Genomic DNA, 16,126 nt, shown 5'->3' with positions numbered 1-16,126 from the left:
GCGAGACGAACATTGTCCCTTGCCCGGTATATGGAACGTACGCACGTGACACACCACTCGAAACCGCGACCGTGATGTCATACTCCGTTGTGAGGTTCACCATCTGACTGATAGGATAAACGAGAGAGGGCGTGGTTCACGATCTCACCATCTCCTAGTTGGCGTTCGGTACCGACGATGGTGACCTGTCTTCCGTCCGGGAGCTCTGTCGTCTCGACGACGAGGTCGTCTCCGACGTATATCGACCCCCGTCCGAGGTGTGTTTCCAGACCATCTTCACCAGAAACAGAGACAGACAGTCCTTCTACGCCGGTATATTCAACTGGAGTCCATTCCCCGTTCGAATAGAGCCCCACATTTGACTCAAAGACTGCAGAATCTCTGGTTGAACCCCCATAACGACCTAACGCGTCGAATTCCACTCGCAAAATTAGGGTGGCTGGTTCGGAAACATCAGTGATGCGCAAGACGCCTGGCTGGCTCGTCCGCTCCAGATTCTCCATCGACTCAATCGGGATCTGGTCATCAGGGGGACTGACGAAATGAGTACCATCACGGGGGGATATCTCGTAGGTGAGGCGATATTCAGAGTCAGAAATTTCTTCGACCTCGATAGAGACGTCTGCAATCGTCGAGTCGGTCGAATTTGTCTCTTCCGCTGCGACAGGCGCGACGAGGAGGAAGCTTCAGATAAGGACTGTCGTAAAAAATATCACGATAGAATGCTGACACTCGTTCATGTTGGGGAATTAACTCATTATCGACTAATAGCTACCGGAAAATCTCGAACTCGTGTGATTTAAAATAACAGGATGGACCGATTCCGTTGGGTTCTACAGTTCCTGATTCGGTATCAACAGATAGAATCACACCATGCATCAAGCGCTCGTTCGCGGAGCACGCTGTCGTTGGAATGGTCAACACTTGTTGCTGCACCTCAGGTGGCGATCTGACGATTCATAACTACAAGGCACTGTAGAAAAGCGCAGAGCCTCGATATACACCTCTCGGCCTTCCTTCGGCGTGAATAGAATAGCTGGGTCGTCGGGGTCCACTGGTAGTCCATTCCTGTGTCACCGGTCTTGATACTACATATGGTATGAATCGGGCGTGTCGAATGCGTCCGTGCTTTCGAACTGTCGCCTGTACTGCTGATGGGCGTTCGTTTGCCCAACCCCGGATGGACGACACGGGAAAGACCGATTTCGATTTCGAGCTGAGTGCTCATGTCCCCGACGAGCCCCACAAGTCCCTCTAGACTCAGAATTACCCATTCTGACGGGCTTGACTGGTGCCACGAGCGTTCTGAGCGCGTAGATCGCGTTGTAGAGGAAATCCTCCGCACGTGCGTTCGGGTCGATGAGTACCGCGTCGTACCGTTCCTGTAACTTCTGTTTCTCCTAGAGGAGATTGTAGAGTAGCTCGAAGCGGGGATACTCGTCTCGGCTCATGTTTTCACCCCTACTAATCTGAAACTTCCTCCTTCAGATTCGAGGTGAAGTCCCCGAGCATGTCGTGACTCGGATTGATATTGACGCTTGGATCATGTCCTGGAACTGTGGTCCGAATCCCGGGGTAATCTTAGTAAATCGGTCGCGACGACTGCTGATTCAGAATTACTCTGGCCCACACAATCATTATGTGGACACAAGAATCCAAAACCATGCACGACACTCCCGTAGAAGACGCACCAAGTTTAGACGGTGCGTTACACCTCCATCCGTTTTTGGGAGATTCATTGGCAGACCTGGCTGCGCCTCCCTTCGTCGACGTGACTGACACATATGAGACGGACGACGTCCTCATCATCAAACGGTTCCCAACGGGTATTGACGAAATAGAGTCGGTACTCACAGACGCGATTGATGGCGTCACAGCACCTGAAATAACTGGACTAGCATCCCACAGCAGACGGGTACTCGAAGAAAGCCCCCAATCATCACGAGTACTCAACCCAGCCGAACAGAGTCTCCTCCTGGAGGCGTTCGAACAGCAGTACGACTGGGAAACCCCGTACCTCCAGCGAGCGAGCCAGCAGGAGTCCTTCGTCGGTGACCTCGGCCGCTTCGTCGCCGAGGCGACGTGGCAGGGAAGCGCGATAGAGACGGACGACGAAGCACTAGCTGAACTCGCCCGGTTCAACCGCTCGTTCCACGAGTGGCTCAGCTCAAACGACCTGCTCGACCCGGGGAACGTCCTTTCAACCGCGATCGAGCAACTCCAGATTGACGAAGTTAGACGGCGAATCCAGCGGGAGTTCGACGCGGTATTGGTCCTCGAGTTCGAGGAGTTCACGGCAATTGACCGTGCGTATCTCGCGTGGCTCACGCGTGACGTACCGCTGGTCTGTGTCGCTGAACGGGGTAGTGCCATTCAGCGGCTCTGGAACGAAGCCGGCCGCATCGAGGATGTCGTCTCCGAACTCTCGATCGTCGATCACAGGGAATCCGACAACAGGAGCCTTCCTGGCTCAGTTGCCTCCTATCTCGCCACTGGAGACCAGCCAGAGCCCACCACCGAGGGGCACGTTGCGGTCCTGCAGAGCCCAACTTTCGAGGCACAGATTCGGCGGATTGCAGACGAGATCGAACTACGACGACGTGAGGACGGTGTCTCCTACGACGACATCGCGGTGGTGTTACAGGACTCGAAGGCACCAATTCCGGAGACACTCCGACTCCTCCAGAACGCTGGGATTCCCGTCACATCGGCGACGGTCGGCGGACTGGAACACGACCCGGCCGCACGGGAGCTCTATGCGCTGGTCTGCTGGTGCAGCGACGAGACAGACTCTGAGAATGCCTGGTCGACTGACCGGGCGCTTGCAACACTCACTGCACGCATCGAAAACCCGGCCGAGCTACAAGACCTTCGCGACGAAACCCTCGACCAAGCACAAGCCGCTGGCCTCGAAGCGGCGCTCTGGCACTGGATCCTCGAAACGGACCTGAAGGCACGCGTCGGTCGGGACGAGACACCACTCGAAGCCAAGACCCAGTTCGAGCACGCTCGTGAGGTGCTCTCACTCGCGAGCTTCATCGACGACTCGGACCTGATCGATGCGTCGTGGGAGTCGCTCCGTCACGGCCTCGAACGGGAGATGGAACGCGCTGCGTCGGACCGCGTTGCGTCCGAACTCGAGGTTCCGACTGATGGCGTTCTCGTCGATACCGTGCGGGTCGTGAAGAACACCACCAAGGACACGGTCTTCATGGTCAACGCCGTCGATCGCGACTATCCTGCAGACCCTCGGTTTACCGCACTGTTCCCGACGCCACATCTCGAGCAACTCGACGCATACCCCTCCTACACGACGCCGACTGAATCGGACGTCAAGAAAACGTTCTCGACAGAGACCGAACTACTGACCCGACCGCTCCGTGCCTACTACGCAGCGCTGAGCCGAAGGTTCCTTGCTGTCGGTGCCCGCGCAGCCGAGAACCGGCTCTACTTCGGCACATATCGCGAGGAGGCTGGTGGCACAGGGAGCAACCTCCAACCATCGCGATTCCTCGCGGCTGCAGAGGAGGCACTCGGCCCGTTCGAGCGAATTCGGCACGACGGCATCCACAGCCACGGGAGCGCCGTCGAGTTCGCGCTCACTCGCTCGGACAGAGCACTCGACGAAATTCGACGTGCCGGAGTCATCGGTGACGCTGTCGAAGTCGACGTAGTCCGCGAAGATTTCGCGACGATTCAGTCGTTGCTTGGGCAGGACCTCCCCGACGAGGTTCGGGAGGCGATCCAGACACGGGTCGACTTCGCCGAGGGGGTGGTCCACCGTGAGTGAAGACATCATTCGTGTCTCGCCGTCGAGGCTGGCGACCTACGCGACCTGCCCACGCCAGTACGAGTACGACAAGGAGTGGTCGGTCGAGTCGCCCGAGGAGTCACGGCGGTATCTCGACCGGGGGCTCGCCTACCACGGTGCCATCGAGGACACGTGTGCATGGGTCGCCGATCAGCCCGAGCCGCCGACGGACGACGAGATCCAAACCTACGCTCACGAAGCGATTGAACGCCGATGGGACGAACAAGCGGACCGTGAGGAGTACGCCTCGGACGCCCAGTTCGCCTACGACCGGCAGGTCGCGATCGCCGGTGTAGACGCGTACTTCGCCGCGGCTGGCCTTGAACACGCTCGCAATTCCGTCGAACAGGAAGGCTGGCTCACCTGCGATCGTGGCGATGTCCATCTGCGTGGGCGCGTGGACAACATCGTCCGGACCGACGAGGCACTCCAGATCATCGACTACAAGGGCTCACTCTCCGGCATCGTCTCCGGCCGGACTCACAACCGTATCGAGACCCACCACGCCGGCGAGGAGTACCACGCTAGCATTCTGAAGAGCGTCTTCCAAGCTGCCACCTACATCGAGGGCGCGAAGGCGACGGAGCACTACGAGCCAGGGATGGATATCGAGTTCACGTTCTATAGCGTCCTCTACAACGTCGACCGGACTCCTGGACACGATGGTATCTCTGTCGAGGTAACTGGGAAATCCCGCGACGTCGGCTGGATCTACGAGGCCCACGAGGACACCATCTGGTCGCTCATCGACGACTGCTACACTGGCATCGTCGACGGCGAGTTCATGCCGGAACCGTGGGAAGAAATCCACGAGAACGCGTGTGGCGACTGCTCGTATCAGGGAATGTGCGGTGACTACATCGGTGCGGAGGTGAGTCTCGATGACTGACAACAGAACCGCCCACGAGCAAGTCCCAGAGCCACGAGACGCCCAACGTGACATCATCGAGAGCGATGCCTACCCGATGCGAGTCCGAGCTGGCGCTGGTACGGGGAAGACGTTCACGATGGTTCGGAAGATCCAGCGACTCATCGAGAACGGAACGGCACCGGACCGTATCCTCGCGCTGACGTTCACGAACAAAGCTGCCGACTCGATGCGCGAGAAACTCGTCGAGACTGTCGGCGAACAGGGATACGACATCGAGGCGTACACCTACCACGCCATCTGCCACGAGCTCCTGCAGGAGTTCGCGTACCACGCGGACCTCGACCCGCGGTACGACATCGCAACGGACGCCGACCGGTTCGCGCTCAGCTACGAGGTCCTCGACGAGATGCCATACCGGTTCACGAACCCGGACGTGTACGAGGGCGTAGACTATGCGAGCGGGGCTTCGGATCGACTCCTGAAGTTCATCCCGGCGATGAAACGTGCCGGGATCACGCCCGACGACGTCGACGCGTACCTGCCGAGCGTCGACCGACTGTTCGAACTCGGCGCGCTGACCGACGAGATCCACGACGCCGCGGACGAGCATCTCAGAGTCGGCTGGCAGAAGATCACCCGGGACCGCCTCGACGAGATGATCGACAACCTCGGCGCGATGGAACTGACACTGGCGGAACTCCGCGCCGACCTGCACGACGATGGGATGGAGGCACACGTGGCTTCCTATCTCGATGTTATGTCCGAGACCTGCGTCTCAATGGGGGTATTCCTCGACGAAAACAGAGCGGAGATCCTCGACGGTGACCTCACGTACAGCTTCAAACTCCCCGCGCACCTGTTCGGCCAGTACAGCGGTGCTCCGAAGGGGATGCCCTCCCTCGACTACTCGCTCCCCGGGAAACTCGACGAGTTCGTCGAGCGCTGCCAGACACTCTCCGACCTCGCCCCCGGGTACAGAGCGTACGAGGCTCGACTTGACGAGGAGAACCTGCTCGACTTCAACGACCTCGTCCTCGCGACGGTCGATCTCCTGCAGGACGACACGGTCGCGGGCTGGCTCGGCGAGCGCTACGATTACGTCTTCTGTGACGAGTACCAGGACACCGACACCGTCCAGTTCGAGCTCGTCCAGCGGCTCGCTGCCGAGGCCGACCTCTTCGTCGTCGGCGATGCCGACCAAGCGATCTACGAGTGGCGGGGCGCGAACGTCGAGAACATCGGTCCGCGACTCGACGAGACCTACCCCAACCTGCACGACGAGACGCTCGAGGAGAACTTCCGCTCCCGACAGCCGATCCTCGACCTCGCGAACAACGCGCTCTCGCACCTGGAGGCTCGCGCAAGTGACAAAGAACTCACCGCGGTTGGAGACGCCGCAGATGCTGACACGGGTGTCGTCACGCTCGAAGCGGACGAAGAGCCCGAGGACGAAGCAGCCCAGCTCACGAACGCGCTCGTTCGCCTCATCAACGGAGACAACGACATCGCCGACACAGAGTACAGTCCCGGTGACATCGCCATCCTCGTCCGCAAGAAACGCCACGCACGGCCTATCGCAGACGAACTCACTTCGGCTGGTATCCCATACGAACTCGGCGGCGATCTCGCGTCTGAAGCACCCGGTGTGGAGACCGTCATTGCTGCACTCAAGGCACTCGCGAACCCACACGACGATGTCGCACTCAACAGGGTCCTCGCCATGCGGTACCGAATCCATCGGAAGGACCTCGAACGATTGAACACACACGAACTGCCACGCACGGGTTCGGACGAGGAGACACCGCTCCAGACCTCGCTTCTCGAACTACCGTTGGACGAACTTACCGAACCCGAGCGGGTCGAAACGGCGCGCGAGCAACTCGGCGACCTGTGGGCGAAGCGCGACACCTACTCGCTCTCTCGCCTCTATCAGGAGCTCAAGTCGACGATGCGTATCGAGTGGTTCCTCTCCGAGCAGGAGCGCCGCGACCTACGGGCACTCGACGAAGTCGTGAGCTCGTTCGAGGAGGGTGCTGTCGAGCCAGAACTGTCCGGCCGGTTCATCGAGTTCCTCGACCAGCACGACATCATTACGGAGGTCTCCGACCGCGAGATGGAGGACCAGCCCGAGGCGCAAGAGGCAGCGGTCTCCATCATGACGATCCACAAGAGCAAGGGGCTCGAGTTCCCGGTCGTCGTCCTCCCGCAACTCCGTGCAGACGAGTGGGAGCCCCAGGCCCGCACGTACGACGTCGTCGAGCACGTCCTCGATGGTGGCTCCCCCCTCGACCACGACTTCGCCGAGCGGGACGAGCACGAGGCCCGCCGATTGCTCCACGTCGGTATCACTCGTGCAGAGGAACTCTCGATCCTCAGCGGCCGGTACGACGACTCTGACGACGACTCCGGCGACGAGACCATTTCACCAGCCACTGTCGGCGATGTCCTCCCAGGTACCGTCCCGTGGTCCATCGATGGCGTCTCGTTCCCCATCTGGGAGACGATTCAGGAGAGCCGGCCGCCGACAGCGATAGACGGAACCGAAACCCTCGCAAGCCCGGTCGACGTGACTGGACGGGTTGCCGCAGTCGAAGGCCAGCAACAGTACAGCCGATCGGCCGGACAGGACCGCGTCTTGGGCCTAGCGAAGCAGGCGCTCGAAGGTGATCTCGACCCTGCGCTTGCTGACGAGCTCCCCCCGGACATCATTGGTGAACCAGCCGATGCGACACTCCACCGGCGACACAGTTACACATCGCTAGACACGTTTGAAACCTGCCAGCGACGGCACTATCTCAGCCACGTCGTCAGAGCGTTCGACGACCCTGTCACCGGTCAGGGGATCGGAGCAGGAAACAGTGGCCCCAGCCAACAAGCGATCGGCATCCTGTTCCACGACACTGCGGAACGAGCGGCCGATCGTGGGTACACGAGCAAAGCAGAGTGGCTGGCGCTTGCTGAGCGTGTCGCGATGATTCGGGGCGAAGGGGATGTACTCCCGGCGGTCGAGGAGTGTATCGAACGGTTCTTCCAGACTGAGGCGAGCGAGTGGGAGATACTGGCTGCAGAGCGCGGCTTCGAGCTGTCGTTCGACGGCGAAAGTATCGTCGGGTTGATTGACGCCCTCTGCCGTCGCCAGAATGGCGATCTGGTCGTCCTCGATTACAAAGCCACGCAGAAAGAGCGGTCACTCGACGACGATCTCCAACTGCCGATCTACCTGCTTGCCTGTGAGCAACTGTTCGAGGAACCAGTCAGGACTGCCGGCTATGCATATGTCGGGGAGCAGGGGCCACGAATCGACCTGCGGGAGTTCACCGACGCGGACCTGGACCGTGTGAGGGAACAGCTGTCCGACCGTCTCTCAGACGCCGCTGAGAGTTCCTTTGGGACGTACACGGCTGGAGACCACTGCAAGTACTGTCCCCACAGGAGTCTCTCCTGTAGTGATGAGGCAGACATCGATATCTCACATTGAGACGGCAGAAAAATGACTGGGAACGGCTGACTGGCTCTGGTTGGTTGTTCCGGTCGGTTCGTGGCTATTCGGTCATTTCATGGGGTCGCTCCGGCTGCTTCTGACAGAGAGTCTCGAGCAGGTTGAGTTCCTGCTGAAGCGTTCTATCGTCTACTGCTTCCATCTCCTCGTGGAGATAGTCGCGGAGCGAACCGAAGCGCTCCACATACCCCGTCGAAACTACCAGCGAGACCGACTCTCGTTCGTGCTCGCCCCGATTATCGGGTAGCAGCCAGTCGTCGACACCCGAGGAACTCTCGGCGCGCTCGTGGACGTCGCGTGTCCATGCCCGCAGTTCCCGGGCGTACCGAGCTAGCGCGATCGCCTTTCTGATGCCGGTATGCGCGTAGGTTCCAGCCACCGTGGGTACTTCGACGCTCACAGATTCGCTGTGTTCAGAGCCGTCACGTTCGGTCCACGAGACGACGAGGTCCAGCTCGGCGGTCGGCTTGGTCTGCTCGACTTCGACGAGGACGACACCGCCGCGAGCATCCCCGTCCTCCTTCGCGGAGGGGAACAGCGTCTCCACGTGCATGAGTTGGTCCGACGGTTCGTCATCGCTCGGTGACCCGTGGACGGCCGTTATCTCGTAGCCATCCCCCATGATCTCCAGTTCGAGGTCGTAGACGAGTGGTGTCACCATGTAGTCGAACTCGTCGTCGAGACGCTGCTCGAACTCCTGCCCCGACTGGACGAAGTAGTGGTTGGCACCCCTAATGCCAGACAGCGTATCAGCGAGCTCCGCATTCGCGTCGATCCCCATCCCGACGAACGTCGTATGTATCCCGGTAGATGCAGCGTCTTCGAACAGCTGTGTGAGAGAGCCCCCGTCGGTAGTACCAGTGTTCGGCATCATGTCGGTCATGAAGACGACGCGTCGCTCGACGTCATCCTCGTACCGGGACTCCTCGTTCTGTTCGTCCTTGACGAGCATGTCGACAGCTGCTTCGAATCCATCCGCGAGATTCGTACTCCCCCCGGCCGCGATGTCGCGGATGTGTCCTCGGATTGCGTCCATGTCTGTCGAGCCGACGTCGCGGAGTGGTTTCGCGACGTGCGCTCGATGGTTGTACAGCACGACGCCGAGTCGGTCGTCGTCGCGAAGTCGTTCCGTCAGCGCACACAGCGACTCCGTTGCCGCTTCGAGTTTGGTCTCGGAGCCACTCTCTGTTTCGCGCTCCCGACCGTGTTCATCGTAGTAGTACGAGTCGAACTGGCTGTTCATCGACCCCGAGACGTCGAGCACCGTGACGATGTCGAGCTGCGGTCGCTGGAAGTCCTCGAGTGCGAGCGTCGAATCCAGACCGACGGAGAGGAACTGGTCGGTCTCTCCCGTGAGTGGATTCTCGCTCGCCGCTGCAGCGTATCGCGGCGCGAAGAGCGCGTCCGATTCGGTCCGTTCCCCCGTTTCGAAGTAGTAGTCGTAGAACAGCCCCTCGGTGCTGATCGACTCCGGCTGTGGCGTGTAGCCGTTCGCGATGTTCTCGCGAAAGTTCTCCACGTCCTTCGCTCCCCCTGTTGCCAGACCGACGGTCTCAGGTGCGGCTCGGCTCGGTGCCGCTGCCGGGCTTTCGTTGGCCACCGAGTCGACTATCTCTCCCTGGTTCTCGTGTAGCTCTCTCGAGTCGAGCGTTCGGCCGCAGTCCGAACACACGTAGTCGGGTGCGGTGACGGCCGACTCGCTCTTCCCACCGACGTTCATCGGCTGCCAGTCGTCCACGACATCCGTTCGTCGTTCCGCACGCGACACGGTGGTCTGTTCGTCGATGATGCCGAAGAGCTGCTCCACCCCCAGTGGCGAGGCCGTGTCGGTAATCGTGGTGTCGACCGCGTCAGCGACAACCCCTCGCCGCAGTGGCCCCCCACACGCCGGACAGTCGGGCGTTCCTCTGCTCACCGGTCCGCTCGGAGCGCTTCCGAGGAGGCCGGTGAGGGTGTACTTCCCCCCCGTTCGAAGTCCCTCGAGGAAGCCCTTGTCGGGCGTGACGAAGATCGCGAATCGGCTGCCGGTGTCATCTTCGACGAGCAGCCGGCAGACACGATTTCCCCCGCTGTCGAGCGCTCGTCGTGAGACGAACTCGACAGTGATGTCGATGCGTTCCCCTTCGTTTAGATCTGAGTATGTCGCGTTCATCGGTTCTGGTGCGCTGTCTTCCCCGTACAGCCAGCGGGTGACCGGATTCGACCGTGGAAACCCATCTCGATGATTACCGACATCGCAGTGTTCCTTTCCCGGCCACCACAAGCAACTATGTGTTCCAAGATGTATTAAAAACATCGGTAAGAATCATATCCTAGTCTATTATATCGATAAAAACGACCTCCTGACGGTGAATATCACTGCCGATACGAACTAAGAACCCGCGGTAGCCAGTACTATAGAAGTCAAATAATCTCTCCACCGGGTCAAATACTCCCGAAAAATCCATTGTGGTGGGCTCTGATACTCAGACAACGATGTCAGTTGACGCGCGAAACTCCCTGGTTCAATCCCTCCACGATCACAACCCGTGGTGGGAACAGGGTACTGCCGCATTCACACTTCCTGCGCGGCAGAAGAGTGACTTCTATCACCTCGCCCGGCCGGACCGCTCTGGGAGTCAGTTCGAAGACCAGCCCTTGCTTGGTCTAGTCGGGCGGCGCGGAGCGGGGAAGACGACGCTCTGCAAACAGTTCATCCATCACCGAATCGAAGCCGGTGCCGAGCCAGAACGGTTTCTCTATCTCCCATTTGACGCGGACCCGTTGTATCAACTCCAATCTGACGAGCAACTCCGACGTGCAGTCCGGTATTACGAGAGCCGCATCCTGGGGCGACTCGATTCACCCGAGCCACATTTCATCTTCCTTGACGATGTCCACCAGATCGAACACCCGGGGAAACCGACGATCGACGGCTGGGGAACCCCAGTCGTCGATATCCTCGACGAGGCAGCAGACCGGTACGTTATCGTCACAGCGAGTGCCGAGGTCCAAGTCGAACGTGAACTCGAGAGTGCCGGCTTCCCGGAGAACCAGTACGACACGCAGCCCATCCTCCCTGAGAAATTCCGTGACTACCTTTTCACCCTCTATCCCGACCTCGAGGAGTCCGAACGCCGTGTAAGTCCGACTTCGATACGCTCCGGAGAAAAGAGCCTCCCAGCAGCCCTCGAGAGTGGCGAGACAGGACCGCTTCTCGATGAACTTCGAGGGAAGTACGAGAAGATCGAGGATGTCGAACCCCGTATCCAGTCGAAGGTTGTGGATTACCTCGCGATGGGTGGCACGATAAGCTACGAGCACGACGGAGTCATCGATTCTGCGTCCAACCTCACAACGACTGATTACACACGCCTACGTGAGGAAGTACGAGATGCGCTCTACCAGGAAGTCCCTGGGTTCGAATCCATCAAGACGATCGCCGACCTCGAACGTCTCTGTGCACTTGCCGCCCATAATCGTGGCTCGGAACCAATACGGTATCAGGAGCTCGTCGAGCTATTCGATGTCGACCGGCGAACTATCGCCGACAGCTATCTTCCCGCGCTCGCAGACCTGTTTCTCTTGACCGGTGTGACTGAGTACGACAACGCCCGGCCGCGGTCAGTCCGGTTGTACCTTCGAGATACTGGCCTCGTGACTGCACTCGCCGATGGGAACGCCGATCGCGTGTTGAGTGATTTCGGCCGAGAAGCTGACCTGGCCCGTGTCGCCGGTTTCGACCACAGTATGCGGTTCGCCTATGGCGTCAATGCCGCACAGGAATCCGAGAGCGACCCATCCGTCCAGTTCTGGCGCGGGAGACAGGGTGAGGTCGATTTCGTCCTCGATATCGATGACACACCAGTGCCTGTTGTCCTCGCGTATCGACCGCCTATCGACGACTCCCTCGACGTGATTACCGAGTTCCTCGACGAATACGATGTTCCGGTGGGATTCCTCTTGACGGGCGATACCGTCTCGACTGAGGAGCCGATCACGCTTCGCGAGAATCGCGTGATCCAGCTCCCCTATTGGTTCTATCTGCTGCTCTGTTGAATTCTGGACTCAGTCTGTCGCATCGAGAATCCGCAGATCCCGCGTCAGTCTGGGTTCTATCTTGGGACTGCGACAGTCCATGTCGAGCTGTTCGTGTTGCCAGTGACGACCATCTTTGCCGTTCCAGACACCGTACACCGTGACCTTCGGGAGCTTGACGACACCGAACAGCACCGCGAGGTAGTACAGCAGTTCACAGGCGTCAGTCCAGGTTCCGGTCACCTTCCGCGGCATGTCGAGCGGGAAGTCGACGTGCTGGGCGGGAACGCCAGCCTCAGTTGCTCTGGTGATGAAGCCGCGGTCGTTGCTCAGAAGCACCGCAGTCTTGCGACTCTCTTCGTTAAAAGCCTCGTAGGCGTCGACGATTCCTTCATCACCGGTGTTGGATTCTATGATATCGACCGTCCGGTTCGTCCGGAGGCGTCGATACTCATACAGTCCCATGAACCCCTCTCGGTTGCTCCCTGCCGGCTGATTGTCGAGGCGTGTGAATTCTTCCCCGAAGGCGGCGGTGAGTTCGTGTGTGTTGTACTGCTTGTAGTGCCAGTCGAGCTCTTCCTTCACACCCGTGGCCAGCGCATAGCCGTTCGTTGGCGCACGACCCTTCTCGTCAGTGTCGCCGGTGTCGCTGTCAACACCGAGAATCTCAGGAAGTCGCCAGGGAATGATGTTCGTGTCCAATCCAAGGACGACCGGTCCGTGCCCAGCCTCGAGGTCGGGGTATCCATGCCGGTCGAAGAACGCGTCTATCTCATCGCGGTTGTCGAGCTCGACAAGAGAACTCGCGACTGCTGCCCGGGTATACGTCTCGGCGTCTGGGAGATCATCGTGCGCCGCTTCCCCGTACTTTGCGGGGATACCCTCTCGGTTCTCTTGGTAGGTGAACGACCCCTGTGTGAATCTGACGGTCACCTGTCCATCTGTCTCAAGTTCGATACGGGCCAACTCTCCGATGTCACTGGCTGGGTGCTCGACCGGAATCGAGTCGACACCCTCATCATACAATGCATTCAGCAGGACGGTCAACCGACGTCGGCTGACCTCCATTACAGCACCTCGGTGAAGTCGATCAGGTCGGTCGCTGTGCGTGGAATCTCGGGATAGAACTGTCCGTAGTATCCCCCAGACTTCCGATGAAAGTAGTAGACGTGGTCCGCACCGAACTGGATACCTGCCTGGAACGCAATTGCGGACATGAACTTCCGCCCTGGCGTGACGTCGATCGCTACCTCATCGTCATCTGCTGATTGCTCCACCTGTGTTCGGTAGAAGTCGACGATGCTCGTAAAATCGGTCTCGTGCGTTAGTTCGTGGACTTCTGTTTCTGCATCGCCTCCATACGCAGCTATCACTTCGGCCATCAGGCCCCGTGTCTCTTCGACATACTCCATGACTGGTGGATTCGACAGGATGTGGATGGTGTCCGGAACAAATCCCCGATCACACGCTGCAGTCATTGGGTTCAGTATTCCAGGAATCGTGGGTGTTCCACAGGTAACCCAGCGGCGTGTCATACTGGTTGGTCGTCGTAGTAGACCTAAGTCCTATTGGCGGCCAGCAAGATGGTTCGACATTCTCCACTTCGTTCTGATCGGGATTATCCCCTCTATCCCTAGAACCCGTGTCCACTCTTTGTCGAGAAGTGTATTTCAAGCAGAACAGTAATTTGGGAAACTACTCATTGGTCACACTATGCCAGCAACCACGGGGGCGTCACACGAAATTGCAGCATTCGCATCGCTGATTGTCGGAACCATTTTTTCGAAATTTGTCTGGGATTTCCTGCCTCCTCTTGGCGAGTTCTCGCTCTTTCTCATCCGAGAAACACAGTCAATCACCGGTGCATCGATTCCCGTGAATGAGCAGTTTGCTGGGAGTATCGTCGTCATGGTTGGCCTCTCGTTCCTCTGGGGAGTCATCTACCACTTTGGTCGGCATTCCTGACCGTGATTCTCTCATAGCTGTCGATGGAACACTGAAATGCTCTAGCTACCCACTGCAAGGGTTTGTTTCCACCTTGCTCCCTATGAGTAGGACTCGCCAACTCCTCTGGGTATAAACCAAATTTCAATATACAAACCTACTACCGTGTTCTGGTGTCCTGTGAACTCTGTACGTTCTCAGTCGAGCGCACCAAATCCCTCATCCCGCATCAGCTCCGCGACCTGTTCTGGGTGTTCAAACGCAGCAAGCAGTGCAAACTCGCGAGCATCCGTTTTTGAGACCTCCCCTGTCCCCAGTTGTGCCGCGAGCTCGTTCCGGAAGTCGGCTTCCTGATCCGCAACGTTCTGTCGAACGTGGATCTCCAGACGCTTGTCTCGCTCGTCCCCGACGTTGTTCCGCCGAATGAAGTATGGGTACTCTGTTCGTGGATTTTCGTCCGAATCGGGCCCTTCAGTGGCTAAATCGCGGGATTCAGCCGGAGAACGAGCTCGTTCTATCGAGGGACTGTCGGCTGTTACGGGTGATTCCTGCTCGGTCTGCTCGGGCTCCTCTTCAGGGAATGACTCTACACTCACGTCTTCTTCGTCCTCTTCTGGCTCCTCGTCGCTCTCATCACCCCCGAAATCGAGGTTTCCTGAACCGGATTTGAAATTGTTCATGCGGTGGTCGCCTCCGTTTCCTTGTCCGCTCGTAGGTCGATTGTCCGGGTCTCGTAGTCATCGATGTCCAGCTCGAGCACCGGGTCGACGTCAGCATCGAACGTTTCGGTCGCAATGAACCACGCGAGTTCGTAGATTTTCCGGAGCGTTTCGATTTCCCTTTCCCGCACTCGACGCTGTCCAGGCTCACTCACCATCTCGCCATCTCGTTGGAACGTCTTCCACCGTTCCTCGACAACCTTGAACGCAGAGCCTCTGGCCTCCCACATGGCGTCCATGAGACTCTCGCGGTTTCCGATTGCGACAGGCGTGTCAAATGCATCCGTGTTCTCGAACTGCCGCTGGTACTGTTGATGCGCGTTCGTCTGGCCAACACCAGAGGGGACAACGCAGGAAAGCCCAATCTCGATTTCGAGCTGACTGCTCATGTTCCCGACGAGCTCCTCGAGCCCTTCGAGACTCAGGTTCCCCTTACCTGCGGGCTTGACTGGGGCCACGAGCGTTCTGAGCGCGTAGATAGCGTTGTAGAGGAGATCTTCCGCACGTGCGTTCGGGTCGATGAGTATCGCGTCGTACTGCTCCTGCAACTTCTCTTTCTCCCAGAGGAGATCGTAGAGTAGCTCGAAGCGTGGATACTCCTCTCGACTCATGTTTTTCATCCCTGTCTCGTACGAGATCTTCTGCTCCAGATTCGAGGTGAAGTCCCCGAGCATGTCGTGGCTCGGAATGATGTCGATGCCTTCGTCGGTCGTCTCGATGAGGTCGTCGAACTCCCCGTCTGGCATGTCGAGGATGTGCTTTACCAGATTATCCGCCTCTGGATCGCTCCGGTTCTCACCAGCGTCGAACAGGCTCGTCAGATTCCCTTCCTGTGGGTCTAAATCCAGAACGAGCGTGTTCAGCCCCATTCGCTCCAGTGCGACGGCGATGTTGGCCGTCATCGTCGTTTTGTAGGTCCCGCCCGATTCTGAATAGACCACGGCCGTTATCATACGTCACCCGTTTTCCCCCCTGTATCATAAATCTGTGTCAGACAATACAGAGCAATATCTGTAATAGATCTCTGTAATGGATCTCTGCCATGGTGCACTATGGTGATCTGGATTGTCCCCGCCCTGTCAATCTGTTACGGTTAGCTATTACTGAAGCCTATTACAGACTTCTGTAACAGATTTAGGGTACGAACGATTGTCCCGCATTCTGTATAGGGCGACTGCCACGAATGGACGTTACAGAGAACTGTTACAGATGTTCAATACGGCCGTCCGAGTGGGTGATTGTTCGGGATTCCGGCCGAGGGAGCC

At 58.6% G+C, this 16,126-nt stretch carries 11 protein-coding genes and 1 pseudogene; 5 read left to right on the top strand and 7 right to left on the bottom strand.

The genetic code is table 11. From position 1 onward, the window contains the following. Positions 1–77: 77 nt before the first annotated feature. Both NO345_RS18310 and NO345_RS19910 read right to left on the bottom strand, forming a co-directional pair. A complete protein-coding gene (locus NO345_RS18310) occupies positions 78–422 on the bottom strand; it encodes a hypothetical protein (protein ID WP_256301694.1) in 345 nt (114 codons plus the stop codon). 684 nt (positions 423–1,106) lie between these two features. Beyond that, positions 1,107–1,545: pseudogene (locus tag NO345_RS19910) on the bottom strand (ParA family protein); the annotation flags it as partial. Positions 1,546–1,738: 193 nt separating this feature from the next. Here NO345_RS19910 and NO345_RS18305 point away from each other — a divergent pair. Genes NO345_RS18305 through NO345_RS18295 form a run of 3 tightly spaced genes read left to right on the top strand, consistent with a single transcriptional unit; the run spans position 1,739 to position 8,160 of the window. Next, entirely contained in the window at positions 1,739–3,790 is a 2,052-nt protein-coding gene (locus tag NO345_RS18305) for a PD-(D/E)XK nuclease family protein (protein WP_256301692.1), read from the top strand. After that, positions 3,783–4,700 (top strand): PD-(D/E)XK nuclease family protein, encoded by a 918-nt coding sequence (locus NO345_RS18300; protein ID WP_256301690.1) that lies wholly within the window; start codon positions 3,783–3,785, stop codon positions 4,698–4,700. The genes NO345_RS18305 and NO345_RS18300 overlap by 8 nt, the downstream gene beginning before the upstream one ends. Continuing rightward, the gene (locus NO345_RS18295) at positions 4,693–8,160 is read left to right on the top strand and encodes an ATP-dependent helicase (RefSeq protein WP_256301689.1); all 3,468 of its coding nucleotides are present in this window, start codon (positions 4,693–4,695) and stop codon (positions 8,158–8,160) included. Before NO345_RS18300 ends, NO345_RS18295 begins: the two co-directional genes overlap by 8 nt. A gap of 64 nt (positions 8,161–8,224) precedes the next feature. Here NO345_RS18295 and NO345_RS18290 read toward each other — a convergent pair whose 3' ends face one another. Then, entirely contained in the window at positions 8,225–10,333 is a 2,109-nt protein-coding gene (locus tag NO345_RS18290) for a vWA domain-containing protein (RefSeq protein WP_256301687.1), read from the bottom strand. 323 nt (positions 10,334–10,656) lie between these two features. On the opposite strand from NO345_RS18290, the gene NO345_RS18285 reads away from it, so the two are divergent. Continuing rightward, positions 10,657–12,219 carry an AAA family ATPase gene (locus NO345_RS18285; protein WP_256301685.1) on the top strand — a complete coding sequence of 521 codons (1,563 nt, stop codon included), beginning with the start codon at positions 10,657–10,659 and terminating at the stop codon, positions 12,217–12,219. A gap of 9 nt (positions 12,220–12,228) precedes the next feature. Here the strand turns inward: NO345_RS18285 and NO345_RS18280 are convergent, their stop codons facing one another. Together NO345_RS18280 and NO345_RS18275 are read right to left on the bottom strand one after the other, a co-directional pair. Then, complete coding sequence (locus tag NO345_RS18280; RefSeq protein ID WP_256301684.1) at positions 12,229–13,266, bottom strand: PIN domain-containing protein; 1,038 nt, start codon at positions 13,264–13,266, stop codon at positions 12,229–12,231. After that, positions 13,266–13,733, bottom strand: coding sequence for a hypothetical protein (locus NO345_RS18275; RefSeq protein ID WP_256301682.1), 468 nt, complete (start codon positions 13,731–13,733; stop codon positions 13,266–13,268). Before NO345_RS18275 ends, NO345_RS18280 begins: the two co-directional genes overlap by 1 nt. A gap of 178 nt (positions 13,734–13,911) precedes the next feature. Here NO345_RS18275 and NO345_RS18270 point away from each other — a divergent pair, with 178 nt between their 5' ends. Further along, positions 13,912–14,163 carry a hypothetical protein gene (locus NO345_RS18270; RefSeq protein ID WP_256301681.1) on the top strand — a complete coding sequence of 84 codons (252 nt, stop codon included), beginning with the start codon at positions 13,912–13,914 and terminating at the stop codon, positions 14,161–14,163. Positions 14,164–14,339: 176 nt separating this feature from the next. Here NO345_RS18270 and NO345_RS18265 read toward each other — a convergent pair whose 3' ends face one another. Continuing rightward, complete coding sequence (locus NO345_RS18265; RefSeq protein WP_256301679.1) at positions 14,340–14,822, bottom strand: DUF7970 domain-containing protein; 483 nt, start codon at positions 14,820–14,822, stop codon at positions 14,340–14,342. Then, complete coding sequence (locus tag NO345_RS18260) at positions 14,819–15,814, bottom strand: ParA family protein (RefSeq protein ID WP_256301677.1); 996 nt, start codon at positions 15,812–15,814, stop codon at positions 14,819–14,821. The genes NO345_RS18265 and NO345_RS18260 overlap by 4 nt, the downstream gene beginning before the upstream one ends. Positions 15,815–16,126: the final 312 nt, after the last annotated feature.

It is taken from the genome of Haloarchaeobius salinus (assembly GCF_024464185.1).
Lineage (GTDB): Archaea > Halobacteriota > Halobacteria > Halobacteriales > Natrialbaceae > Haloarchaeobius > Haloarchaeobius salinus.
This window is presented reverse-complemented; position numbering and strand designations above follow the sequence as displayed.